23 protein-coding genes are annotated in these 24,764 nt (G+C 72.0%); 14 read left to right on the forward strand and 9 right to left on the reverse strand.

Translation table 11 applies throughout. The features are described from left to right. The first annotated feature begins 315 nt into the window (after window positions 1-315). From AB0G15_RS14355 to AB0G15_RS14370, 4 genes are all read left to right on the forward strand, one after another. Window positions 316-933: a hypothetical protein gene (locus tag AB0G15_RS14355; protein ID WP_362838965.1), complete on the forward strand. Its 618-nt coding sequence runs from the start codon at window positions 316-318 to the stop codon at window positions 931-933. A 91-nt stretch (window positions 934-1,024) separates the two neighbouring features. Continuing rightward, entirely contained in the window at window positions 1,025-1,381 is a 357-nt protein-coding gene (locus tag AB0G15_RS14360; RefSeq protein WP_362838967.1) for an AraC family ligand binding domain-containing protein, read from the forward strand. 90 nt (window positions 1,382-1,471) lie between these two features. Then, window positions 1,472-2,551 carry an adenosine deaminase gene (locus AB0G15_RS14365; RefSeq protein ID WP_362838969.1) on the forward strand — a complete coding sequence of 360 codons (1,080 nt, stop codon included), beginning with the start codon at window positions 1,472-1,474 and terminating at the stop codon, window positions 2,549-2,551. Between the two features lie 31 nt (window positions 2,552-2,582). Next, window positions 2,583-3,374, forward strand: coding sequence for a PH domain-containing protein (locus AB0G15_RS14370; RefSeq protein WP_362838972.1), 792 nt, complete (start codon window positions 2,583-2,585; stop codon window positions 3,372-3,374). A 132-nt stretch (window positions 3,375-3,506) separates the two neighbouring features. On the opposite strand, the gene AB0G15_RS14375 is transcribed toward AB0G15_RS14370, so the two are convergent. The 3 genes from AB0G15_RS14375 to AB0G15_RS14385 form a co-directional block, all read right to left on the reverse strand. Continuing rightward, entirely contained in the window at window positions 3,507-5,150 is a 1,644-nt protein-coding gene (locus tag AB0G15_RS14375) for a phospho-sugar mutase (protein ID WP_362838975.1), read from the reverse strand. Window positions 5,151-5,225: 75 nt separating this feature from the next. After that, entirely contained in the window at window positions 5,226-6,029 is an 804-nt protein-coding gene (locus AB0G15_RS14380) for a purine-nucleoside phosphorylase (protein WP_362838977.1), read from the reverse strand. Between the two features lie 226 nt (window positions 6,030-6,255). Then, window positions 6,256-6,708, reverse strand: a complete 453-nt coding sequence (locus AB0G15_RS14385) for a gamma-glutamylcyclotransferase (protein WP_362678808.1) — start codon at window positions 6,706-6,708, stop codon at window positions 6,256-6,258. A gap of 153 nt (window positions 6,709-6,861) precedes the next feature. Between AB0G15_RS14385 and AB0G15_RS14390 the strand changes: the two genes are divergently transcribed. Then, a complete protein-coding gene (locus AB0G15_RS14390) occupies window positions 6,862-8,256 on the forward strand; it encodes an NAD(P)H-quinone dehydrogenase (protein WP_362838979.1) in 1,395 nt (464 codons plus the stop codon). Between the two features lie 108 nt (window positions 8,257-8,364). On the opposite strand, the gene AB0G15_RS14395 is transcribed toward AB0G15_RS14390, so the two are convergent. Then, window positions 8,365-8,697: a nuclear transport factor 2 family protein gene (locus AB0G15_RS14395; RefSeq protein WP_362838982.1), complete on the reverse strand. Its 333-nt coding sequence runs from the start codon at window positions 8,695-8,697 to the stop codon at window positions 8,365-8,367. 189 nt (window positions 8,698-8,886) lie between these two features. Then, complete coding sequence (locus AB0G15_RS14400; RefSeq protein ID WP_362838984.1) at window positions 8,887-9,672, reverse strand: SDR family oxidoreductase; 786 nt, start codon at window positions 9,670-9,672, stop codon at window positions 8,887-8,889. Window positions 9,673-9,782: 110 nt separating this feature from the next. Between AB0G15_RS14400 and AB0G15_RS14405 the strand changes: the two genes are divergently transcribed. Further along, the gene (locus tag AB0G15_RS14405; RefSeq protein ID WP_362838987.1) at window positions 9,783-10,283 is read left to right on the forward strand and encodes a helix-turn-helix domain-containing protein; all 501 of its coding nucleotides are present in this window, start codon (window positions 9,783-9,785) and stop codon (window positions 10,281-10,283) included. A gap of 18 nt (window positions 10,284-10,301) precedes the next feature. Here AB0G15_RS14405 and AB0G15_RS14410 read toward each other — a convergent pair whose 3' ends face one another. The 3 genes from AB0G15_RS14410 to AB0G15_RS14420 form a co-directional block, all read right to left on the reverse strand. Then, window positions 10,302-11,195 carry an endonuclease/exonuclease/phosphatase family protein gene (locus AB0G15_RS14410; protein ID WP_362838990.1) on the reverse strand — a complete coding sequence of 298 codons (894 nt, stop codon included), beginning with the start codon at window positions 11,193-11,195 and terminating at the stop codon, window positions 10,302-10,304. A gap of 186 nt (window positions 11,196-11,381) precedes the next feature. Continuing rightward, window positions 11,382-12,578, reverse strand: coding sequence for a pentapeptide repeat-containing protein (locus AB0G15_RS14415; protein WP_362838993.1), 1,197 nt, complete (start codon window positions 12,576-12,578; stop codon window positions 11,382-11,384). Between the two features lie 93 nt (window positions 12,579-12,671). After that, window positions 12,672-13,871, reverse strand: coding sequence for a cytochrome P450 (locus AB0G15_RS14420; RefSeq protein ID WP_362838996.1), 1,200 nt, complete (start codon window positions 13,869-13,871; stop codon window positions 12,672-12,674). A 278-nt stretch (window positions 13,872-14,149) separates the two neighbouring features. Between AB0G15_RS14420 and AB0G15_RS14425 the strand changes: the two genes are divergently transcribed. The 8 genes from AB0G15_RS14425 to AB0G15_RS14460 all read left to right on the forward strand — a co-directional run bounded on the left by AB0G15_RS14425 (window position 14,150) and on the right by AB0G15_RS14460 (window position 22,472). Continuing rightward, window positions 14,150-17,311: a BTAD domain-containing putative transcriptional regulator gene (locus AB0G15_RS14425; protein ID WP_362838999.1), complete on the forward strand. Its 3,162-nt coding sequence runs from the start codon at window positions 14,150-14,152 to the stop codon at window positions 17,309-17,311. Window positions 17,312-17,403: 92 nt separating this feature from the next. Further along, window positions 17,404-17,772, forward strand: coding sequence for a hypothetical protein (locus AB0G15_RS14430; RefSeq protein ID WP_362839002.1), 369 nt, complete (start codon window positions 17,404-17,406; stop codon window positions 17,770-17,772). Between the two features lie 15 nt (window positions 17,773-17,787). Next, on the forward strand, window positions 17,788-18,690 hold the full coding sequence (locus AB0G15_RS14435) for an alpha/beta hydrolase (protein ID WP_362839005.1): 903 nt from the start codon (window positions 17,788-17,790) through the stop codon (window positions 18,688-18,690). A 29-nt stretch (window positions 18,691-18,719) separates the two neighbouring features. Then, the gene (locus tag AB0G15_RS14440) at window positions 18,720-19,715 is read left to right on the forward strand and encodes an RNA polymerase subunit sigma-70 (RefSeq protein ID WP_362839008.1); all 996 of its coding nucleotides are present in this window, start codon (window positions 18,720-18,722) and stop codon (window positions 19,713-19,715) included. A 192-nt stretch (window positions 19,716-19,907) separates the two neighbouring features. Then, entirely contained in the window at window positions 19,908-20,453 is a 546-nt protein-coding gene (locus tag AB0G15_RS14445) for an RNA polymerase sigma factor (RefSeq protein WP_362839011.1), read from the forward strand. After that, window positions 20,450-21,409, forward strand: a complete 960-nt coding sequence (locus AB0G15_RS14450; RefSeq protein ID WP_362839014.1) for a hypothetical protein — start codon at window positions 20,450-20,452, stop codon at window positions 21,407-21,409. The genes AB0G15_RS14445 and AB0G15_RS14450 overlap by 4 nt, the downstream gene beginning before the upstream one ends. A 425-nt stretch (window positions 21,410-21,834) precedes the next feature. Beyond that, on the forward strand, window positions 21,835-22,059 hold the full coding sequence (locus AB0G15_RS14455; protein WP_362839017.1) for a hypothetical protein: 225 nt from the start codon (window positions 21,835-21,837) through the stop codon (window positions 22,057-22,059). Then, window positions 22,056-22,472, forward strand: a complete 417-nt coding sequence (locus AB0G15_RS14460; RefSeq protein ID WP_362839020.1) for a type II toxin-antitoxin system VapC family toxin — start codon at window positions 22,056-22,058, stop codon at window positions 22,470-22,472. The genes AB0G15_RS14455 and AB0G15_RS14460 overlap by 4 nt, the downstream gene beginning before the upstream one ends. Before the next feature lie 39 nt (window positions 22,473-22,511). Here AB0G15_RS14460 and AB0G15_RS14465 read toward each other — a convergent pair whose 3' ends face one another. Then, window positions 22,512-24,569, reverse strand: a complete 2,058-nt coding sequence (locus AB0G15_RS14465; RefSeq protein WP_362839022.1) for a beta-galactosidase — start codon at window positions 24,567-24,569, stop codon at window positions 22,512-22,514. Between the last annotated feature and the right edge of the window lie 195 nt (window positions 24,570-24,764).

Consider the following 24,764-nt stretch of genomic DNA (forward strand, 5'->3'; position numbering starts at 1 on the left):
GGGCCCGCCCCCCGCCTCGCGCCCCCGTGCCCGCCGGGGGCGGGGGCGGGGGCCGCGTGACCCGGGGGGGGGGGGGCGGGGGCCGCCGCCGGATACCGGGGCCCGGCGGCGGCCCCCTCGCGACCCGCGGCACTTTCCGCCACGACCGACCCGCGGCACTTCCCGCCACGACCGACCCGCGGGGCTCCCCGCCACGACCGGGGTGCTTGACTCCCCCCTCGACAAGGTGTCACGATCCGGCCAGGGCGCATGTGGACGGCCGGAGGGGTGAACCTCCCCGGAGACCTGAGCATCTAACGGGGCAGGAGGCTCATCATGAACCGCACCCTCGTTTCCCTCGCCCTCGTCCCCTCGTTCCTGCTGGTGGCCGGCTGCGGCTCGACCACGCAGACCGCGACCCCCTCCCCGGCGGGCCCGGTGACCACGTCCCCGGCGGGCCCGGTGACCACGGCCCCGGTGGAGCCGGCCCCCACGCCCTCCGCCGTCGCGGCCGGGCTGCTTCCCCCGACGAGCACCAAGGAGATCGAGGTCGACCGCCCCATCGACACCCAGCCGACCGTCACCGGGGCCCGGTTCGGGGAGCATAAGGGGTTCGACCGGGTGGTGATCGACCTCAAGGGAGACCTGCCCGGCTACACCGCGCGGTGGGTGCCCAAGCTCATCCAGGACGGCTCGGGAGATCCGGTCGACGTCAAGGGCGGCGCCTACCTGCAGCTGACGATCACCCCGGCCGTCGCGCACACCGAGGCGGGCAAGTCCACCTGGACGGGCGGCCCGATCTTCCAGGCCAAGCTGGGCAACGTCCAGAACGTGGTAAAGATAGGCGACTTCGAGGGCGTGGTGAGCGTGGGCCTCGTCCTCGACCGCAAGGCGCCGTTCCGGGTGCTGGAGCAGAAGAGCCCGAACCGGCTGGTCGTCGACATCGCGCACTAGCACGTACCGGGTCACGTGCCGGGTGACGCACCGAGGGCGCTGAGGGCGCCGAGAGGCGCCATCTCCCCGAGACCGGTGACAGACTGGTCCGATGGTACGCAAAATCGACAGTGCGACGCGGATTCCCGTGCCGGGTGGCAAGACGATCGACGAATACGTCGGTCTGGCCAACACCGGTGACGCCGGGATCTCGATCGCGCACATGAAAGCCCCGGCAGGGTGGGACGAGCCCGCCCAGACACCGGAGTTCGCCGAGTACACGCTGGTGCTCAAGGGCACCGTCATCGTGGAACACGACGCAGGCACGACCGAGGTCGGCGCCGGGCAGGTGTTCGTGTCCGAGCCGGGGGAGCGGATCCGCTACAGCTCGGGCCCCGACGGCGCCGAGTACGTCGCCGTCTGCCTGCCGGCCTTCTCCCCGGAGACCGTCAACCGCGACGGCGGGTGAAGGAACGGCACCCGGTGACGGTTCGTCACGCGTCTGCCGCGTCTCCTCCCCGGACCTGAAGGCGGGGGTCTCCACACTGAAAGGAACACGATGAGTCAGCTACCCACTTTCGAGCAGATCCGCCTGGCTCCGAAGGTGTTGCTCCACGACCACCTCGACGGCGGCCTGCGGCCGGAGACCATCATCGACCTGGCCCGAGAGTCGGGCTACGACAGGCTGCCCGCCACCGAGACGGAGAGCCTGCGCGCCTGGTTCAGGGAGTCCGCCGACTCCGGCTCGCTGGAACGCTACCTGGAGACCTTCGATCACACGGTCGGCGTCATGCAGACGCGCGAGGCGCTGTTCAGGGTCGCCGCCGAGTGCGCGGAGGACCTCGCGGAGGACGGCGTCGTCTACGCCGAGGTGCGTTACGCGCCCGAGCAGCACACCTCTGCGGGCCTGAGCCTCGAAGAGGTCATCGAGGCCGTGCAGGAGGGGTTCGGCGCCGGTTCCGAGGGGCGGGGCATCCGGGTGGGCACCCTGCTCACCGCCATGCGCCACCAGGCCAGGTCCATGGAGATCGCCGAACTCGCGGTCCGCTACCGCGACGCCGGGGTGGTCGGGTTCGACATCGCCGGCGCGGAGGCGGGCTACCCGCCCACCCGCCACCTGGACGCCTTCGAGTACCTCCAGCGGGAGAACGCCCACTTCACCATCCACGCGGGCGAGGCGTTCGGCCTGCCGTCGATCTGGCAGGCGATCCAGTGGTGCGGCGCCGACCGGCTCGGACACGGCGTCCGGATCATCGACGACATCTCCGTCCAGAGCGACGGGGAGCCCAAGCTGGGCCGTCTGGCGGCCTACGTGCGCGACAAGCGCATCCCTCTGGAGATGTGCCCGACGTCCAACCTGCAGACCGGCGCGGCGGCCTCCATCGCCGAACACCCGATCGGCCTGCTGCGCCGCCTGAACTTCCGGGTCACGGTCAACACCGACAACCGGCTGATGAGTGGTACGTCCGTCTCCGAGGAGTTCGCCAAACTGTCGGAGGCGTTCGGCTACGGCTGGGACGACATGCTGTGGTTCACCGTCAACGCCATGAAGTCCGCGTTCCTGCCGTTCGACGAGCGCCTGTCGCTCATCAACGGTGTCATCAAACCCGGTTTCGCCCGCCTCAAGTGGCAGGCGTGACCAGGCTCGTACGAGTGAAGTGAGCTTTTCGATGAAGCAGGTGTTCCGCTCCACCCTCGCGACGGTCGTCGGCTGGGTCTGGATGGCCTTCGCCGCGTTCAACGCGGTCGATCTGATCGTCCGCTACAGCGGGCAGGCGTCGATGGTCGCCGCGGCGGTGCTGGGGGTGCTGACCGCGCTGGTCTTCGTCACCTGCCTGCGCCCGGCGGTCATCCTGTCCGAGGAGGGCGTCGGGGTCCGCAACCCGCTGAGGAACGCCTTCGTGCCCTGGCGGGACGTGGACGAGGTCACGGTCTCCCACTCGATCACGATCGCCTCCGGCGGTGAGAGGGTCCGCTGCTGGGTGCCGCAGGCCTCGGCCCGCGAGCGGGCGGCGGCCGCGCGCAGGGGGCGGTCCGCGGCCGCGCCCGTGCCCGCGCGGGGCCGTTTGAGGACCGAACCGGTCCGCTCGAAGGGCGAGCAGGCCGCCGCCGAGGCGCTGGCGGGAAAGACCCACGCCGACTGGGTGGCCGAACAGATCACCGAACGCGCGGAAGCCGCCAGGCGCGCGGCCTCGATGGCCGAGGCCTCGAAGGCGACCGATGTTCCGACGGCACCCGGAACCCCTGCGACGACCGATGTTCCGACGGCACCCGGAACTCCCGCGGCGACCGGCGCTTCGACGGCGACCGGGACTCCGGCGGAACCCGGGGCCGGAACCGCCGCCGGGACCGCTGACGGCACCGTGGCGAGGGCCGGCGCGCTCAAGGTGACCTGGGCGCCGAGCGCCCTGGCGGCCTTCGCGGCCGCGGCCCTGCTGGTGGTCGCCGCCTTCCTCGTCTGATCCTGGCCGGCCGCTGACGGCCCCCTCCGCCGGACCTTGCCGACGGTCGTGGCCGGCCGCTGACGGTGCCCCCGCCGGACGCGCCGGTCGCCGGCCGTGCCGCCGGCGCCTTCCCACGCCGGTCCCGGTGGGTCAGAGGCCGAGTGCCCCGGTGAGGTCGGCCTTCAGCGCGTCGAGATCCCGTACGGCCAGCGCGCGGGCGGCGGAGACCTCGCCGGTCACCGGGACCACGACCTCCAGGTAGCACTTGAGCTTGGGCTCGGTGCCCGAGGGGCGGACGACGACCCGGGCGCCTCCGGCCAGGTGGTAGCGGACGCCGTCGGTGGGCGGCAGCCCGCCCGCGCCGAGGCTCAGGTCGTCGGCCGCCTCGACCTCGCGACCGCCGAGCCGCGCGGGCGGCGTCGCCCGCAGGCGGGCCATGGCGCCGGTGATCAGCGACAGGTCGGCCACCCGGAACGACAGCTGGGACGTGGCGTGCAGGCCGTGACGGCGTGCCAGGTCGTCCAGGAGGTCGAGCAGGCCGCGGCCCTCCAGCTTGGCCCGCGCGGCGATCCCGGCCACGGTCAGCGCCGCGCCGATGCCGTCCTTGTCGTGCACGGGCAGCCCGAGTTCGGAGCCGACGCTGTATCCCAGCGCCTCCTCGTACCCGAACAGCAGGCCCTCCCCGGCCTTCATGATCCACTTGAAGCCGGTCAGGGTCTCGGCGTAGCGCACCCCGTGCTCGGCGGCGATCTTGCCGAGCAGGGACGAGGACACGATGGTGGTCGCCACCAGGCGGCCGTCGCCCGAGGTCTGCCGGATCACGTGCTCGCCCAGCAGGGCGCCCACCTCGTCGCCGGTCAGCATCCGGTAGCCGCCGCCGGGCAGCGGCACGCCCACCGCGCAGCGGTCCGCGTCGGGGTCGTTGGCCAGGATCAGATCGGCGCCGACCCGCTCCGCGAGCTCCAGCGCGAGGTCCATCGCGCCGGGCTCCTCCGGGTTGGGGAAGGCGACGGTGGGGAAGTCGGGGTCGGGCTCGGCCTGCGCCCCGACGGTCGCGGGCGCGTCGAACCCGGCGGCGACGAAGGCCCTGGCCAGGGTGTCGCCACCCACGCCGTGCAGCGGGGTGTACGCCACCCGCAGCTCGCGCGCGCCGCCGATCGGGAGCGCGGTCACCGCCTCCAGGTAGGCGGCCACGACGCCGTCGTCCAGCTCGCTCCAGGCCGGGTCGCCGGGGGAGCCGAGGGGCAGTTCGGAGACCGGCCCCGTCGCGTCGATGGCGGCGGAGATCTCCGCGTCCACCGGCGGCACGATCTGGGAGCCGTCTCCCCAGTAGACCTTGTAGCCGTTGTCACGGGGCGGGTTGTGGCTGGCGGTGACGGTCACACCCGCGTCGGCACCGAGGTGGCGGACGGCGAAGGCCAGCACCGGGGTGGGCAGCGGCCCGGGGAGGATCGAGGCGCGCAGCCCGGCCCCGGTGAGCACGGCCGCGGTGTCGCGGGCGAAGGCGTCCGACTTGTGCCGGGCGTCGTAGCCGATCACGACGTGTCTGCCGGGACCGAGAACGCGGGCCAGCCCGGCGGCGGCGCGCATGACCGTCACCCGGTTCATCCGGTTGGGACCGGCTCCCAGCTCGCCTCTGAGCCCGGCGGTGCCGAACTCCAGCCTGGAGCCGAACCGCTCGCGCAGCGCGTCGTCGTCGCCGCTCTCCAGCAGCTTCTCCAGCTCCGCGCGCGTGTCGGGGTCGGGGTCCTGGGCCAGCCAGGAACGGGCGAGCCCTGCGAGATCGCTGCTCATCGTCACCTCTCGGGGCCGGGGCCCGTCCGCTCGCCGGGCCCGCCTCCTGTTGATCCCTGAAGTCGGTCCGCCGGCTTACAGCTTGCCGACGACGCCGGCCAGCAGGCCGCCCATGCGCGTGGCGGTGGCCCGGCCGACCTCCAGCACCTCCTCGTGGTTGAGCGGCTCGCCCACCAGCCCGGCACCCGGGTTCGTGACCAGGGAGATGCCCAGCACGTCGGCGCCGCCCTCGCGGGCCGCGATGGCCTCCAGCACGGTGGACATGCCCACCATGTCGCCGCCGAGGATGCGGCACATGCGGACCTCGGCCGGGGTCTCGTACGTCGGGCCGCGGAAGGCCACGTAGACGCCCTCGGCCAGCGACGGGTCGGCCTCGCGGGCCAGCTCGCGCAGGCGCGGGGTGTAGACGTCGGTGAGGTCGACGAAGGTGGCGCCGGTGATCGGGCTGGCACCGGTCAGGTTGATGTGGTCACTGATCAGCACCGCCTCGCCGACCTCCTGGGTCTCGGGGCGAAGGCCGCCGGCGGCGTTGGTCAGCACGACCGTGCCCACCCCGGCCCTGATCGCGGTCCGTACGCCGTGCACGACCGGCTCCACGCCGCGGCCCTCGTAGAGGTGGGTGCGGCCGAGGAAGATCAGCACGTTCTTGCCCGACTCGGTCCTGACGGCGCGGATCCGGCCCGCGTGGCCCTGCACGGCGGGCGGCGCGAAGCCGGGCAGGTCGGTCACCGGGATCTCGGCGACCGTCTCGCCGATCGCGTCGGCGGCCGGGACCCAGCCGGACCCCATCACCAGCGCGACGTCGAAGGAATCCACGCCGACGGCGCTTCTCAGCGCGTCCGCGGCGTCGGTGGCGAGTACATATGGGTCATTGGTCACGTCACCGAGCGTACCGGTCATCCGTCTTCGCGCCGCGCCGTGTCACCTGCGAGCGGAGCGCCCGACCAGGCCCCCGACCTGATCCGGCCGGTGATCCCGGCGAGCCGCCCGGCGGACTTCCGCCTTCCGCGCGTGCTCGCGCGCGGCCGGTGACGGGTGGCGCCCCCGGCTTCCCGGCGGTTCCCGGAGCCGCCGGCTCCCCGGGAGTTCCCGGGGAAGGTCGCCCTCAGCTCCCCAGGGAGGTGCAGGGACGGCCGCGCAGCTCCCTGACGTAGTCGTCGGGGGCACCCGCGCGCTCGGCGGCCTCGGCCAGGATGCCGAGGTAGCGAGCCGAGGGCAGCCCGCCCTCGTACCCGTCGAGCACGTAGAACCACGCCACGATCTCGCCCTCCATGGTCTGCACCCGGAGCTTGACCTTGTGATAGAGGCCGCGCGCCGCGCCCTCCCACTGGTCGAGGGAGCTCTCGTCCCACTCGGGCACGTCGTAGAGGACGACGAAAACCTGGTCGGCGGCGTCTTCGACGATGGAGGCGAGCGCGCCCTCCCAGCCGAGATCGTTCCCGCCGAAGGTCAGGCGCCAGCCCTGGAGCCAGCCCGTCCCCCTGATCGGGGAGTGAGGGGCCCGCTGGGCCATCTGCTTCGGGTCCATGTTGCTGCCGTAAGCGGCGTAGACAGGCACGGAGACAAACACTAATCCAAGATCCGCGAGACGCTCACCCGGCTTCGAAGCCACGCCGATGTCTCGCGGAATCCCGGTGGTTTTGTGGGGGTTCCGTGGTTTAGGAGGGATGCCGAGCGATGTCCGGTCCCACCATGCGGGAGAATGGGCTATGTGACGAGGATAGTGATCATCGGTGGCGGTCCCGGCGGATACGAGGCGGCGCTGGTCGCCGCCCAACTGGGAGCGCAGGTCACCGTGGTCGAACAGGACGGCCCCGGCGGGGCCTGCGTCCTCACCGACTGCGTACCGTCCAAGACGCTGATCGCCACCTCGGTGCGCAAGCAGGCGCTCCTCGACGCCAGCATGCTGGGGGTCCACTACACCGGCGGCCCCGACGGCGACGTCGGCGGTGTCACCGCCGACATGCCGCTGGTGAACAGGCGCGTCAAGGATCTCGCCCGCGCGCAGTCCGCCGACATCGCCGCCCGGCTGGCGGCGGAGGGCGTCGAGGTGATCAAGGCTCCGGGGCGGCTGGTCGACCCGCAGGTGGTCAGGGCCGGAGACCGGACGATCCGCGCGGACGTCGTCATCGTGGCGACCGGCGCGACCCCGCGCATCCTGACCGGCGCCGAGCCCGACGGCGAGCGCATCCTCACCTGGCGCCAGCTGTACGACCTGGAGGAGCTGCCCGAGCACCTCATCGTGGTCGGCTCCGGCGTCACCGGCGCGGAGTTCGCGGGCGCCTACCGCTCGCTGGGCTCCGAGGTCACGCTCGTCTCCTCCCGCGACCGCATGATGCCCAACGAGGACGCCGACGCCGCCGAGGTCCTCGAAGAGGTCTACCGGCGCCGCGGCATGAACGTCATGGGCCGTTCCCGCGCCGAGTCCGTCAAGCGCACCCCGGACGGCGTGGTCGTCACCCTGGAGGACGGCCGGACCGCCGAGGGCAGCCACTGCCTCATGACGGTCGGCATGGTCCCCAACACGGCGGGGATCGGCCTCGAGGAGGCCGGGATCACCCTCGACAGGGGCGGGTTCATCCAGGTCGACAAGGTCTCCCGCACCTCCGCGCCCGGCGTCTACGCGGCCGGGGACTGCACCGGGGTCCTGATGCTCGCCTCGGTCGCCGCCATGCAGGGCCGGATCGCCGTCTGGCACGCCCTCGGCGAGGCCGTGCACCCGCTCCGCCTGGCCACCGTCGCCTCCGCCATCTTCACCGACCCCGAGATCGCCGCCGTGGGCATCGCCGAGCGGGCGATCGAGAACGGGGAGATCGAGGCCAACATCGTCAAGCTGCCGCTGGCCACCAACGCCCGCGCCAAGATGCAGGGGTTCAACGACGGCTTCGTGAAGCTGTTCTGCCGCCCGAACACCGGCATCATCCTGGGCGGCGTGGTGGTCGCCCCCCGCGCGTCGGAGCTGATCCTGGCGGTCTCGGTCGCCGTCCAGCAGCGGCTGACGGTCGACCAGATCGCCCACACCTTCGCGGTCTACCCCTCCCTGTCCGGCTCCGTCACCGAGGCCGCCCGCCGCCTCATGCAGCCGATGACCCCCAGCGGCATCTGACCCGTCTGCTCGATCTCGTGCCGTCCGGGCCCCAGTCTTTCGAGGTTCCGGGCTTCGAGGTTCTGGGTTTCCGAGGTTCCGGGCTTCCGAGGCGGAGGGCGGCCGAGGTCAGGGACGGATGCGCAGGACGCGGACGCGCCCGTCGCCGCCGTACTCGAAGTGGAACCGCAGGGTCACCGGGCTGCCGGGGAAGTCGCCGGAGATGTCCGCGACGGCCAGGGTGGCGCCGCCGTCGGTGAGGCCGGCACCGGTGACGGTGTAGGTGACGGCGGGCACGCTGGTGCGCCAGGCGCGGATCGAGGCGATGCCGTGGTGCTCGACGCCCTCGTCCTCAACGGTCGCGTCGTCCGCGAACAGCGCGAAATAGGCGTCCTGGTCGGGCAGGGCGGCCAGCTCGAAGTAGCGGCGGACGGCGCCTGGGATGGTGGGTGCGTCGGACATGGGGACACTTCCTTTCCGTGCCGGTGGACAGGCTCGGGTGATCGGATCGGTGGGTGCCGCCGGACGGCCGGCTCGGTGAGCGGGGCCAGGCGGTCGGCAGGGTGCGCGGGATCAGACGGTCGGCAGGGTGCGCGGGATCAGACGGTCGGCAGGGTGCGCGGGATCAGACGGTCGGCAGGGTGCGCGGGATCAGACGGTCGGCAGGGTGCCGCCGTCGATGACGTGCTCGGCGCCGACGATGGACGCGGCGCGGTCGGAGACGAGGAACGCGACGAGCTCGGCGACCTCCTCCGGGAGGTTGGGGCGGCCGAGGGGGATTCCCCCGAGGGAGTCCATCAGCTTTTCCAGCGCGGCCTGCCTGTCGATGCCGGAGCCGGTGGCGATGCGGTCGACGAGCTCCTCGGCGGCCGTCGTCCGGATGAAGCCGGGGGCGACGGAGTTGACCCGCACCCCGTGCGGAGCGACCTCGTTGGCCAGGCCCTTGCTGTAGACGGTCAGGGCCCCCTTGGCCGCGGCGTAGGCCAGCGTCGCGTCGTACAGCGGCATCCGGCGCTGGATCGAGGAGACGTGCACGATCGCGCCGGAGCGGTTCTCGATCATGCCGGGCAGGAGCCCGCGGTCCAGGCGGACGGCGCCCAGCAGGTTGGTGCTGAGCTCCCTGTCCCACGTGTCGTCGTCGAGGGCGGCGAAGCCCCCGGCGGGCGCGCCGGAGCCGCCGAGGCTGTTGACCAGGATGTCGACGCCGCCGAGGCGGTCGAGAACCTGCTCGACGACGCTGTCGGTGCCCTCGCGGGTGGAGACGTCGGCCGCGACGAACAGCTCGGGGTCGACGTCCTCCGGCCGGGTGCGGGCGGTCACCAGCACCGTGGCGCCGGCCCGCGCGAGACGCCTGGCGATGGCGGCGCCCGTGCCCCTGGTGCCGCCGGTGACCAGGGCGCGCCTCCCGTCGAGGGAGTCGCTGATGGAGGTCTCCACGGTGTGCTCCGTTCCGGGTGCGGGCATGGCGAGGCCCGCACCTCCAGTTACTGCTAAAATAGGAGTGAGTCACTTCGACTTTAGCAGTAACTATTCGAGGAGGGGTCACGGTGGCGAGCCGGATCAAGCTGGAAGATCGTGAATGCCCGCTGTCGACGACGGTGGCCCACGTCGGGGAGTGGTGGACGCTGCTGATCCTGCACGACGCCTTCGACGGCTACACCCGCTTCGACGAGTTCCAGGAGAACCTGGGCATCTCCTCCAGCATGCTGACCAGCCGCCTGAAGACCCTCGTCGCCGACGGGCTACTGGAACGCCGCGCCTACCAGAGCAACCCCACCCGCCACGAGTACGTCCTGACCGAGCTGGGCCGGTCCCTGCGCCCGGTGATCGTCGCCCTGGCGGCCTGGGGCAACTCCCGGCTCGACCCGTCGCAGCGCGCCATGATCCTCGTCGACGCCGCCACCGGCGAGGAGGTCGAGCCCGCCGTCGTCGACGCCGCCACCGGCCGGCGCCTCGACTCCAGCGAGGAGTTCGTCTTCACCGCCGGTCCCGTTGCCAGCGAGACCATGCGCGCCCGCTACCTGCGCACCTCCGGCAACGGCCGCTGACCTGTCCGGATGCCGAGGTCAGCCCAGGCCGACCTTGACGTAGACGGGTTTGTGGTCGGAGGGGGCGGCGTCCTGCGCCACGTGGCACCGCCTCACGCTTCCCTTGGGGGCGAAGAGGTAGTCGAGCTTGCGTCTCGTGACGCCGCCGTCCTGGCGGGCGTGCTTCTCTGTCCACCGCCCGTCGCGGCGGCCCTTCTGGTCGCACTCGGCGTGGGCCGCGTAGACGGGCGCCAGGATGCGTCTCTTCGCCGCGGTGCTCTGCCGGCTGTCCGGCGGGGGAAGGTTGAGGTCCCCGCCGAAGACGGCACGGTAACCGGGCCTGACCGCCACCGCCAGCAGCTCCCGTACCTGCTTCACCCTGAAGGGCGCGCCGGGCGCGCTGTCGTCGTAGGACAGGCCGGAGCTGAGGTGGGTGCCGCAGACGTTGACCCTTCTGGCCGGGATCGCGGCACAGAGCGCCATGCGCCTGACGTACCACGGCGGGGAGGTCAGTCCGTGGGCCTGGAAGGTGGCCGCGTCGCCGGCGACCGCGACGGTGACGGCCATGTCGCCCCTGGGACGCCCCTGCCGGTCGGGCGCGCACGGCTTGGGGGAGCCGTTCCCCATCGTGAGGGCCGACGAGCGCACGGTCCAGGCGCGCCCGGTCCCTCGCTCCAGCGTGCTTTCCAGCGCGACCGTCCCGGCCGAGCAGAACTCCTGAAGGAGGATCACGTCCGGCCTGATCGGCTGGGTGGTCGCGTACCGGCCGACCTGCGCGGCCACCTCCCGCACGTCCTCGCCGTAGAAGAGACACGCGGCGTTGGTGCCCGCGCAGACGTTCCAGCTCATCACCGAGATGGCGGAGGACGCCTTGGCCTGAGCCTGTCCCACGGAGAGGGGCACCGCCGCGACCACCAGGGCGGCCGTCGCCATCAGCCTCCCCGCGGTCATGGCCGGCCGCCGAAGCATGCACGGCCGGTCGGATGCGGCATTCCCTCCGTCGTACGGCCGGGAGCCGTCGTACGGCCGGGAGCCGTCGTACGGCCGGGAGTCGTCGTGCGATCGAGAGTCGTCGTACGGCCGGGAGACGACCTCATGTGATCACTCACCGGCCGCGATCTAGTGCACACGAGAGCGGAGACGGTCCAGGGCGGCCCCGCCGTCCTGGACGGCGCGGGCCACGAAGTGCAGCTCCTCCGGGCGGCGGGCGACCAGAAGAGCCTGCTTGGCCGCCTCGTAGGCGTCGAGGGCGAGGCGCCAGTCGCGGTCGGCGGTCATGCCGCCGCGCCCGTTCACCTGGAGCTCGTAGTCGAGCTGGTCGATTCCCTCGCCCAGCCGGGTGATGTCCTCCTCGGCGTCGCGCCGCATCATGACGAACCGGGCGTTGCGCCGGGTCCGCCGCTGGGCGCTGACGCCCCAGGCCACCACGGTCAGCGCCAGGCCCACGGCGCTGAGCACGACCATGGCCAGTCCCACGGACGGGCCGCCGCTCGGGGCGGGCTCGTCCCCGGGGGTGTCCCTCTCCTCGGTGTTGAAGATGTCGAGATCGGGCAGCGAGGTCGGCACCGCGACGGTGAGACCCGTGGGCTTGCCCTTGGAACCGGTGAGGTCGGCGTCGTCGGCCTGGACGAAGGAGGCGTCCTGGACCAGCGCGCCGGTGAAGTCGGCGCCGTCCAGCTCGGCCTGGGTGAACTCGGCCTCGCTCACGTCGGCGTCCTTGAACGTCGCGTTGCGCAGGTTCGCCTGGCTCATCTTGGCCTCGCGGAGCTTGGCCCTGGTGAAGTCGGCCTTGCGTGCCTTGAGCTGGCCGGGGGTGCTCTCCTCCAGGTCGGCGTCGACCAGCTTGGCGTTGGTGAAGTCGACCTGGGTCAGCTCGGCCCTGGTCAGGGTCGCCCCGGTCAGGTTCGCGTGCGGGAACTCCGCCTGCCCCGCCTCCGCGTCGATCAGGATCGCGCCCCGCAGGTCGGCGTGGTCGGCGTGCATCTGCCCCAGGTCGGCCTCTGAGAGGTCGGCGCCCCGCAGGTCGGCGTACTTCAGCGTGGCCTGCGTGAGGTTGGCCTGCTTGAGCGAGGCGTCGCGCAGGACCGCTCCGGTGAGGTCCTTCTGGAGCAGCTCCACGCCGTCCAGCTTGGCCTTGGTCAGGTCGGCGCAGCGCAGGACGGCGGGGAGCTGCGCCCCCCGGGTGAAGTCCTTGCCGCGCAGGTCGACGCCCTGACCGGGCCTGCACGGCCCGGCCGCGGCCTGGGCGGGAGAGATCACTGTCCCCGACAGCGCGAAGATCGCGGCGATGAGAGCCAGGGGGATGGAACGACGCACGGGAGCCTCCTTCAGAGCAGCCCCGATCGTGTCAGCCGATCATTGCATCACGCTAGACACCCGCTTGCACCTTTCCTGCCGGGGTTCTCGCGGTCACACGTCCCAGGTGACCGGCAGGCTCTTGACCCCGTAGATGTCCGCGATCTCCGGGCGCAGGGGGACCTCTTCGGCCGGTACGGCCAGGCGCAGCGTGGGGAAGCGGGCGAGCAGCGCGGGGAGGGCGACCCGCATCTCGACGCGGGCCAGCTGCTGGCCCAGGCACTGGTGGATGCCGTGGCCGAAGGCCAGGTGCCCGCCGTCCTGCCTGCGCAGGTCGAGCGCGTGGGGATCGGCGAAGCGCTCGGGGTCGCGGTTGGCGGTGTTGTAGGACAGGATGACGGTCGCGCCGGCCTTGACGGTCCGGCCGCCCAGCTCGACGTCCTCCAGCGCGACCCTCTGGAACTGCTTGGCGACGCTCAGATACCGCAGCAGCTCCTCCACGGCCCCGTCGGCGAGCCCGGGGTCGGCACGCAGCGCGGCCAGCTGCTCCGGGTTCCGCAGCAGCGCGAAGGTGCCCAGCGCCAGCATGTTCGCGGTGGTGTCGAACCCGGCCGCCAGCAGGATCAGGGCGACACCCCTCAGCTCCTCGTCGGTCAGATCGGTGTCGGTGAGGTCGCTGAGCACGTCGTCGGTGGGGTTGGCGCGCTTGGCGGCCACCAGCTCCGCGAGGTACTGCTGGGTCGCGGTGTAGGCCGCGAACAGTTCCTCGTCGCCGGCCTCCCCGCCGAGGAACTTGTCGATGTGCTCCTGGAAGAAGCCCCGGTCCTCGTACGGCACCCCCAGCAGCTCACAGATGATGACGGAGGGGATGGGCCTGGCGAACGCGGTCACCAGGTCCGCCGACGGCCCGGCCTCCCCCATCGCGTCCAGGTGCTCGGCGGTGACCTGCTCGACGCGCTCGGTGAGCAGCCGCATCCGCCGTACGGTGAACTTGCCCACCAGCGGTTTGCGGTAGCGGCTGTGCCGCGGGTCGTCCATCAGCAGGAACTCGCCGGGCGGCGCCGGGGGGACCTCGATGTCGCCGTAGTCGATCAGCGGGTGGTGGCGCATGAGCTCCTTGCGCGAGCTGAACCGCGAGTCGGCCAGGACCGACCTGACCAGGTCGTATCCGGTGACCAGCCAGCCCTCGTGCCCGTCGGGGAAGATGTAGCGGCTGATCGGGCCGTGCTCGCGGGCCTGGATCAGCTCCTCGGGCGGGTCGAAGGGACAGCCGGGCCGGCGCGCGGCCGGCAGCGTGGTGAGGGTGTGCTCCATGGTCGTTCCCCTTGTCGGCCTGGACTCTACTCGAGATATTACGTGTTTGTGGCGGTTTGGAAGCTACGTCGCGTTCGGGGGTTCTGTCAACGACGGGAAGTGCGCTCGGGCGGGTGCCCGACACCGATCGCGGCGACGACGCCGCGCGAAAACGCGGTGACGTGCTCTCGCGGCCCCGAGGTCGCACTCGCCGAACCGTTCATGGCGTCCACCGTCGCCCACCGCGCTGATACCGGGCCGTCACCGCGCTGACACGACCGCTGACACGGTTCGGCACAATGGCTGATGTGCGAGTTGGACTGCTCGGGCCGTTCGAGGTCCGGAACCGCGACGGAGCCGTGGTGGAGGTTCCCGGGATCCGGCTGCGCGCGCTGCTGGCCGCACTCGCCCTCGAACCCGGCCGGATCGTCTCGCGCGGGAGGCTGGTGGACTGGATCTGGGGGCAACGGCCGCCCGCGGACGAGGTGAACGCCTTGCAGGCGTTGGTGTCCAGGCTGCGCAGGGTGTTGCCGGACGGTGTGATCGAGGCGGAGTCCGGCGGGTACCGGCTGGCGGTGGCTCCCGACGCCGTGGACGTGCACCGGTTCGAGCAGCTGGTCGGTCAGGCCCGTGCCGCCGCCGAGCCCGCGGCGCGGGCGGACCTGCTGCGCTCGGCCCTGGCGTTGTGGCGCGGTACGGCCATGGAGGACGTCGCACCGCGAGACAGCGACGTGTTCGACGCCGCGGTCGCGCGCCTGGGCGAACTCCACGTCGCCGCACTCGGGGACCGGGTGGACGCGGATGTCCGCCTCGGCCGTGGTCCGGAGCTGGTCTCCGAGCTGACCGAGCTGGTCGCCACGCATCCGCTGCGGGAGGGGTTCGTGGCGGCCCTGATGCGCGCGCTCGCCGAGGCGGGGCGGGGCGCCGAGGCGTTGACCGTGTACCAGCGGACGCGCGAGCGGCTCGCCGAGGAGCTGGGCGCCGATCCGTCGGCCGAGCTCTCCGCGCTGCACACCGCGTTGCTGCGGGGCGAGCTGGGCGAGCGGGCGGAGAACCGCAGGACGAACCTGCGCGCCGAGCTGACGAGTTTCGTCGGCAAGAACGACGACGTCTCCGAGGTCGCCGGTCTGTCGGCCAGGCACCGGCTGGTCACCTTGACGGGGGCGGGCGGCTCCGGCAAGACGAGGCTGGCCACGGAGACCGCGCGGACGATGCTCGCCGAGCTGCCGGACGGGGCGTGGCTGATCGAACTGGCCTCGGTCCGGGCGGGCGGTGAGCCGGCGCAGGCCGCGCTCGCCGCGATCGGCCTGCGTGACCAGGCGCTGCTCGGCGACGCGCGGGGCGGGGAACCGATGGATCGGCTCATCGCCGCGCTCCGGGAGCGCGCGATCCTGCTGATCCTGGACAACTGCGAGCACATGATCGAGGCGGCCGCGGCTTTCGCGGACCGGCTGCTGGGGGAGTGCCGGAGGCTGCGGATCCTGGCCACGAGCAGGGAACCGCTCGGCATCACCGGGGAGGTGCTGTGGCAGGTCGAGCCACTCGCGCTGCCCGCGAAGGGAGCGGATCCCGCCGAGGCCGGGTCCTCGCCCGCGGTGCGGCTGCTGCGGGACCGCGCGGGTCTGCTGCGCAAGGACATCGGCTCCGACGCGCACACCCTGTCGGCCCTGGCGCGGATCTGCCGGGCACTCGACGGGATGCCGCTGGCGATCGAACTGGCCGCGGCGCGGCTGCGCACCATGTCCGTCGATCAGCTGGCACGCCGGCTCGACGACCGGTTCCGCCTGCTGACCGGCGGCAGCCGTACGGCGCTTCCCCGGCACAAGACGCTGCGCGCGGTCGTGGACTGGAGCTGGGATCTGCTGACCGAGGCCGAACGCGGCGTGCTGCGGCGGCTCTCGGTGTTCTCCGGCGGGGCGAGCCTGGAGGCGGCCGAACGGGTGTGCGGGGACGGGGCGTTCGCCGGGGAGCAGGTGCTCGACGTGCTGACCGCGTTGATCGAGAAGTCGCTGCTGCTCGCCGACGGCGAGGGCGCGCCGCGCTATCGCATGCTCGACACCATCAGGGAGTACGCGGCGCACCGGCTCGCCGAGGCCGGGGAGACCGAGCCGGCGCGCCGGGCGCACCTCGCCTACTTCACCGAGCTGGCCGAGACGGCCGACCCGCACCTGCGCCGGGCCGGGCAGCTGGAGTGGCTGTCCACGCTCGACGCCGAGCGCGACAACATCGGTGCGGCCCTGCGCGGGGCGATCGCCGAGGGGTGGGCACAGGAGGCGATGCGGCTGGTCGGGGCCGTGGGCTGGTACTGGTACCTCAGCGGGCACAGGGCCGAGGGCACCGAGTTGAGCATCGCGGCGGCCTCGCTGCCCGGTGAGGTGTCCGACGATGTGCGGGCGATGGCGTACACCATCGTGACGATGTTCGTGACCTCCGGGCCCGGCCGCGACCAGTATCAGGCGCGGGAGTGGATCCACGAGGCGCACCGGCTCACCCGGCACGGCGGGCATCGCAATTCGCTGCTCGGGTTCATCGGGCCGCTGGAGCGGATGCTGCGGGAGCCGACGGAGTTCCTGCCCGCGTTCGAGCCGCTCGTCGCCGACGACGATCCGTGGGTGCGCGCGCAGGCCAGGCTCACTCGTAGCCGGCTGCGGCTCACACTCGGCGGCGACGAGACCGACGTGGACATCGACGCCGAGATCGCCCTCGCCGAGTTCCGCGCGCTGGGCGACCGGTGGGGGATCTCGATGGCGCTGACCTTCCTGGCCGACCGGCTCGCCACGCGCGGCGAGCTCGCACGCGCGTGTGAGCACTACGAGGATGCGGTCGTGGCGCTGACCGAGGTGGGCTCGACCGAGGACGTGATCGGCCTGCGGGCGCGGCAGTCCCAGCTGTACTGGCTGCTCGGCGACGAGCGGTCCAGCACGTCCGCCATGGCCGAGGCGCAGCGGTGCACGGACGAGATCGCCTGGCCGGACACGCTCGCCGAGCTGGCGCTCTCGAAGGCGCAGCTGGCGCGCTGGCGCGGCGAGCCGGACGAGGCGCGCCGGCACCTGGCCACGGTGCGGACGATGCTGGGCAACGAGGAACTGAGTGACAAGGTTCGAGCCAAGGCCAAGGTCATGGACCTGTACGGCTACCTCACCGAGGATCTCGAGAGGGCCCGCGCGCATCGGACCGAGGCGTTCCGCGCGGCTGCGGAGACGATGTACCCGCCGCTGATCGCCGAGGTGCTGATCGGGGTCGCGGATCTCGCGCTGCGCCAGGGACGGTACGAGCAGGCCGTGCGACTGCTCGCGGCGAGCGACGGCGTGCGCGGTACGCCGGATCGTTCGCAGCCGGACGTCTCCAGGATCGCCGCGGACACGCGGAACCGCCTCGGCGAGACCGCGTTCGCCGAGGCGACCCGTGCCGGTGGGCGGCGGGACTGGCGCGAGCTGGCCGAGATCACGCTCGCCTCGTGAACGACGCGCGCGCCCGCAGGTAGCCGATCGGGGCTCGGAGCCGCCGTGTACCCGCACGGCGAAGCCGCCTGGGGCACTCGCCGGGCGGGTTCGTGGCGTACCCGCTCGCCGGTCACATGGGCGCGTCGCAGACCGACGGCCTCGTGGTCGGGCGTGAACAGGCGCAGGCAGAGCCGTCGGGGCGAGCGATTCCTTTTCGGCCGGCGGAGGTCTGCACTGTCGAAGGCTTCGCGGTACGGCGACCATCCATCAGCCGCGGCGAAGCGATCCGACGCACGACACCAAAAGGGACTGCCATGAGCCACCACAGCGCTTCGCTCGTCGAAGCCGACCAGGAAGTACGCGCCGTGCTCGACGAGGTCTACGCCGCCTGGGCCGACAACGACGCGACTGCCTTCGCCGAACAGGACGGCACCTGGCGTGTGCAGGCCTTTCACAACCGTCCCGAACACGCCGCCTGAGGCGAGGAGGCGGACATGGCGACGCCGAGCAAGCAGTCCGAAGCCGTCAAGAGGCACTGGGCGGCGATCCGAGCGGCCAGTGAGCGGCCGGACGCGGAGCAGCCGGACGACGAGTCGTGGGGCAACCTGACAGCCGAACCACGCGGCGTGGACTACATCGAGACCGAAGCGGGTGGTTTGCCCGCGATGTGGGCGGTACCGAAACGAGCGGCCGAGGATCGGGTACTGCTGTGCATGCACGGCGGAGGGTTCATCAGCGGCTCGATCTACACACACCGCAAACTGTTCGGCCACCTGGCCAAGGCGACCGGGGCGCGGGCGCTGATCTTCGACTACCGCCTCGCCCCCCACCATCTCCACCCCACGCAGGTCGATGACGCGACCGCTGTCTACCGGTGGCTGCTGCACGACCGGGGGATCGGCGCCGACCATGTGGTGTTCACCGGTGATTCCTGTGGCGGCGGACTGTCGATCACCGCCCAGCTGCGGGCCCGCGAACAAGGACTGCCCCTGCCGGCTGCGGCGATGCTTTTCTCACCGTGGGTGGACATGCGGGCTACCGGCGAGTCGTACAAGACCAATCGAGACCGGGACGCGTTCTTCTCCGCCGAAGTCGTGCGTGAGTTGGCCGGCACCTTCCTGGGTGAGGGCGGCGACCCCAGCGACCCGCTGGTCAGTCCGCTGTGTGCCGACCTGTCCGGTCTCGGCCCGGTCTACATCCAGGCGGGAGGAGACGAGGTCCTGCTCGACGACGCCCTCCGGCTGGCCGAACACGCCCGCCGGGCCGGCGTCGACGTCCGGCTCGACGTCTTCCCCGGCATGCAGCACACCTTCCAAATGGCCGCCGGCCGAGCGCCGGAGGCCGACGAGGCGATCCGTAGGATGGCCCACTGGGTCTGCCCCAGGATCGGTCTGTGATCGGCTGGGCGGGGGAGCAGGAGGCGGTGATGGCGGACAGAGCGGGTGCTGCCGCCGAGGCCGGCGAGTTCGCCCGCCGAACCGAGCAGTACCGGCGCGAGTTGCTGGCGCACTGCTACCGAATGCTCGGGTCGGCGGACGAGGCCGAGGACCTCGTCCAGGAAACCTACCTGCGGGCGTGGCGGTCCTACGGCACCTTCGAGGGCCGGTCGTCGCTGCGGGTCTGGCTGTACCGCATCGCCACCAACGCCTGCCTGACCGCGCTGCAGCAGGGCGGTCGGCGGGCGTTGCCGTCCGGTCTGGGCGGTCCGGCCGACGACCCCGACGCCGCACCGGATCCGCCCGACACCGGCGTGGCGTGGCTGCAGCCGATCGCGGACACGCTGGTGACCCCGCCGTCAGCAGACCCCGCGACGATCGTCGAGACACGCGAGAGTCTCCGGCTCGCGCTCATCGCGAGCCTGCAGTACCTGCCGACACGGCAGCGGGCTGTGCTCATCCTTCGAGAGGTCCTCGGTTTCCCCGCCACCGAGGTCGCGGCGATGCTCGGCACCTCGACCGCGGCGGTCAAGAGCGCCCTGCAGCGGGCCCGCGCCCGCCTCGACGAGGTGGCACCGGAACGCGACCACCTCACCGACCCCACCGAGCCGCACGCCCGGGCCCTGCTCGACCAATACGTCACCGGCTTCCAGAACGCCGACACGACAGCCCTGGAACGGGCCCTGCGCGCCGACGCCGCGATAGAAATGGTCGGCACCCGCACCTGGTTCTCCGGCCGCCTGACCTGCCTGCGCCACCTCACCCACGCGGTCGGATCCCCCGGCGACTGGCGGATGACTCCCACCACCGCCAACGCGCAGCCCGCCGCTGCCGCCTACCTCCGCGACGGCCACGGGAACCACCGCGCCTACGGACTCGGCGTCCTCACCGTCACCGGCTCGGGCATCGCCCGCATCCTCGTCTTCGACGGCGGCGCCGACCTGGTCGCCAGGTTCGGCCTCCCACCCGTGCACCCGGGGTCATGAGACTCCCCGCGCCGAGGCGGGGCGATGAAACGACGCGCGGGAGTCTCCTCCCGGTGTTCGGCATGCTCGAAATTTCCTCGCTCTGACGAGAAATGATGGCCTGACTCCTTACATAGGCACGGATGTCCGTAGATCGCACTATCAAGGAGACGGGCATGGGGATGCCGAGGAGACCGGGCGCGGGAACGGCCCGTGAATGACGCGCAGGCCAGATTCGAGGCCGTCTACCGGGAAACGTACGGCCGGATCACGGCGTACACGGCACGCCGCTGCGCGTCGCCGCAGGACGCGGCGGACGTGGTGGCGGAGACCTTCGCCATCGCCTGGCGGCGGATAGGAGAGCTGCCGGACGGGGAGGAGGCCATGCTGTGGCTGTACGGCGTGGCGCGCAAGGTGCTGGCCAACCACTACCGCGGTGAGGTTCGCCGCCAGGCCCGTAGCGTGCAGCTCGACGCCGAGATGGCCGACCTGTACGGAGCCTCACCAGACAGCGGGGTCGAGCTGAAGGCGATCGCGCAGGTCTTCCAGACCCTGCCGGACGACGATCGCGAGCTGTTGTCGCTGATCGGCTGGGAAGGGCTGGACCGGCAGGAGGTCGCCACCGTGCTCGGCCTGTCGCGCAACGCCGTACGCATCAGACTCCACCGCGCCCGCAGGCGCTTCGCCCGTGCGCTCGCCGAGGCGGATGTCCGCTTCGCGGCGGAAAGCCGGATGGTCCCGGCGGAGAGGCAGCTGTGAAGAACATCGACGACATCGACACGACCATCGGCGCGCTGGCGCGGGTGGAGCCGGGCCGGCCGGGAGGCCACTCGTCCGACGCGGGGGCGCGGACGCTGCTGGCCTCGATCATCGCCGAGGAGCCCGGCCCGTCCGTGACTCGCGCCCGCGGGCGCCGTCCCCGGCGGCCGGCCCTGGGTCTGGTGGGCGCGGGGCTGCTCGCCGCGGGCCTCGTGGTGGGGCCGAGTCTGCTGCAGAACGGCGCGTCCCCTTCGTACGCGGTCACCAAGGACTCCGACGGCGTCGTCTACGTCAAGGTCCGGGATTTTCGCGACGCCGCGGGGCTGGCGAGACAGCTGGAGGAGCTCGACGTCCCCGCCATCGTCGATCACGCGCCCGCGGGCAAGTGGTGCCGGGAACCGCGCGGAACCCATGTCCGGGACATCCCCACCGGCCTGTACTCCGTGCCGGAGAACATCCCCGGCGAAGACCCCGCCCGCGGCTGGCAGATGCGGATCGACACCAAGCTCTTCAGGCCCGGCCAGACCTTCGTCTGGACGATCGGAGAAGAGAGCACCAGCACCATCCTCATGGACGGCCCGGTCGCGCCGTGCGTCCTGGTGCTCGACGACAGCCATAAGGGGAAGGAGATCAAGTCCGACTACCGGCTGGCGACCACGAAGGGGCGCTCACTCGCCGGGTTCCGGGTGGACGAGAAGACCGTCGGCGAGGTCCTGCCCGAGCTCAGGAGGCGCGGGCTGAAGATCACCTACGTCGTCATGGACATCTCGCCGGGAAACCCGGGCGGCTACGGCGTGCTCCGCACACAGGCCACTCCCGTCGGCGACGACTGGATCGTCTGGGAGGCGGAGGAGTCCATCCGCAGGCCAGGGGTGATCCGCCTGCTCGTCACCGACAGGCGCTACGACAGCAATCCCGTCTACGGCGGTCCGCGCGACAACGTCGTCAAGGATTGACGCGCTTCTCGGTCTGCCCGCGATCGCTCGGCCCCGTGGCCTCCCGCCCAGCGGCAAGGCCGCGGGCCTCCGCGGCGACCAAGCGGGCAGGCCACGTGAGCCGTACCGGCGAGGGGCCTGCCGGCCGCGTCGGTTGATGACCTGCCGCAGGTCACGGCCAGGCTCGCCGAGCGGCTCGGTTGGTACTGCGCCGAGCCGATGCCCCCACCCAGGGCAGCGTGCCGACATGGAGAACGTGTTTCCTCGTGCCGACGCAGCTGATCCCCGCGAGCGGTGGTGCGGCGACCAGGAACCGCTCGCGGGGGACAGAGGTCTCCTTCACGGGCCTGCGCGAAGACGGTTCAGGCGGGTGAGGTGCTCGTGAGCTCGGGGCGGCCTTGCCTTGTCGCCCAGGGTGCATGCAAGTTGCATGCTAAAGTGGGGGCATGGGAATCATGCAGATCCGGGATGTCCCCGAGGAGACCGAGCGGACGTTGAAGGCGAGGGCTGAGCGTGAGGGCAAGTCGCTGACGGCATACGTGCGCGACCTGCTGAACGAGGAGGCCTCCACTCCGACGCTGGACGAGGTGATGGCCAAGATCGCTACTGATGAGCCGGTGCCGTACAACCCCGACTTCGTCCGCGAGACGATGCGGGAGGGGCACAGGTGAGCCTGGTCGTCGACGCCTCCATCGTCTTCCGTCTCCTGGCCAACGTGAAGGGGGATGACCTTCTCCGCCAACGACTGGCCCGCAAGGTGCACGCCCCTGCGTTGATCGACGTGGAGATCGCTTCGGTGGTGCGCGGACATGTGATCACCAGCAAGCCGGAGGTGCGCGTCTCCCCGGCGCGGGCCCAGGTCATGCTGGAGCGTTACGCCCAGCTCAAGATCGTCCGTCATCCGATGCTGCCGCTGCAGCCTCGGGTACTGGAACTGCGCAACAACCTCACCGCCTACGACGGTATGTATGTGGCCCTCGCCGAGTTGCTGAGGGTGCCGCTGCTCACCGACGACGCCAAGTTCGCCGGTTCGACCGGGCACTGGGCGGAGATCCACCGCTACCCGCCACCGCAAGCGGGCTAGAGCCGTTGACCGGACACGCCCGCACAGGGGCCGGCGGGGTCATGACAATCGAGGCTCCGAATCACCGTGCACTCGTACGGAGAAACCGCCCGGAGGCAGGCGCAGGCCCTGCGTCTCGTGTTCCTTGTCGTCGTGGTTGATGGCGAAGAGCCATTCGCCGCGCCGGACGAGTTCCACGGGGGCCGGTCGCAGGCCCAGCAGGCGAGCGTAGGCGTCGTCGGACAGGCGGGTGGAGATGTAGAGGGCGGTGCCGGAGCCGTAGGGGTGGCGGGTGATGGCGGGCCGGCCGGCGAGGGGGGTGCCGGAGGTATGCGAGCCGGTGTAGACGGCGAGGGCCTCGGCGCCTTCGAGGTCGAGGTGCTCGCTCCAGAACGTTCCGGTCTCCGGCCGGTCGCCCCGGTGGCCCCGGTAACCCCGGTCCTCCTGGTCGTCCCACTCGCCCTGGTCACCGTCGAGGATGTCCGGAGGGGACAGGGTGAGGGCGACGCCGGGCGGGAGGGGGTGGAACTCCTCGACGCGGATGCCGAGGAGGTCGCGCAGGGCGCCGGGGTAGCCGCCGAGGCGGACGCGGGCGTGTTCGTCGGCGACGCCGCTGAGGTAGGAGACCACGAGGGTGCCGCCGCCGGCGACGTAGCGGCGCAGGTTGTCGGCGTCGGCGTCCGAGATGAGATACAGGGCCGGGACGAGCACGAGCGGGTATGCCGACAGGTCGGCCGAGGGGTGGACGAGGTCGGCGGTGACGCCGTGCCGGTAGAGGACCCGGTGGGCCTGGCGTACGGCCTCGGCGTAGTCCAGCTCGGTGGAGGGCAGGCCCGGGGACTGGAGCGCCCAGCCCGCCTCGGCGTCCCAGAGGATCGCGGCCCCGGCCTCGACGGGGGCCGCGCAGGCGTCCGTCAGGGACGGCAGGAGCGCGCCCAGGTCGCAGATCTCGCGGAAGATCCGGGAGTCGGGTCCGGCGTGCGGGACCATGCCGCCGTGCCAGAGTTCGGCGCCGCCCCGGGAGGCTCGCCACTGGAAGAACATCGCGCCCCGCGAGCCCCGCGCGATGTGCGACAGGCTCAGCCTGGTGATCTCACCGGGGCGCTTGGCGAGCATCCGGGGGCCGGTGTAGGTGACCACCGCCTGCTCCATCAGCAGCCAGGGTTTTTCGCAGGGCGGGCCGGGGACACGCTCGGGGGTGCGCGCCGGGCCGGCGGCCGAAGCACACGCCGGGGGCGAGGCCCAGCCGCGGGCCAGGTCGGCGGCGAAGGCGGTCTCGGCGGGCGGGTCGGACGACGGATAGTGGTCGATCGCGACGAGGTCGACCTCGGCCGCCCAGTGGCGGTGGTTCACCGGCACCCAGTCGCCGAGGACGAAGTTCGTGGTGACCGGGACGTCCGGGGTGAGCTCGCGCAGCACGGCCTTCTGCTCGCGGAAGTGGTCGAGCATCGCGTCGGAGACGAACCGGCGGAAGTCGAGGACCTGGGAGGGGTTGGGCAGGTACTGGGTGGCGCGGGGCGGGGTGACCTGCTCCCACGCGGAGTAGTGCTGGCTCCAGAACGAGGTGGTCCAGGCGTCGTTGAGCGCGTCCAGGGTGCCGTGCCGGGCGCGCAGCCAGGTCCTGAAGGCCGAGGCGGCGTGCTCGCAGTGGCACGCGGTGCCGTACTCGTTGTGGACGTGCCACATGGCGAGCGCCGGGTGGTCGCGATAACGCTCGGCGAGGGCGCCGGCGACGCGGACGGAGGCGGCGCGGTAGGCGGGGGCGTGCACGCAGTAGGTGTCGCGGCTGCCGTGGGTGAGCCGGGTGCCGCCGGGGGTGACGGTGAGGGCGTCGGGGTGGGCCAGGCCGAACCAGGGGGGCGGGGAGGCGGTCGGGGTGGCGAGGTTGACCCCGATCCCGCCGTCGTGCAGCAGGTCGAGGACGCGGTCGAGCCACCCGAAGTCGTGGACGCCGGGTGACGGCTCCAGCCGGGCCCAGGAGAACACCCCGACGCTGACCAGGTTGACCCCGGCCCGCCGCATGAGCGCGACGTCCTCCTTCCAGACCTCCTCGGGCCACTGCTCGGGGTTGTAGTCCCCGCCGTAGCACAGCCCGCCGAACCGCCCAGGCCAGTCCACGACCACTCCTCTATTTGGATGGAGACTAAACTAATTATCACGGGTCGCCGGTCCCGTTCAAGCGCGGGGACCCCGGTCCGCGCGCTCATGCCTCCCCGCTCGCGGCTTTCGGGTCACCTCGCCCGCGGACGGCTCACACGGGGAATCGGGTGCCGGGGCGTCGTGCGAGCCTTCTCGTGAAGACGGCGGCGGGGT

The sequence above is a fragment of the Streptosporangium sp. NPDC023825 genome (assembly GCF_040639575.1).
In the GTDB taxonomy this organism is placed as follows: domain Bacteria; phylum Actinomycetota; class Actinomycetes; order Streptosporangiales; family Streptosporangiaceae; genus Streptosporangium.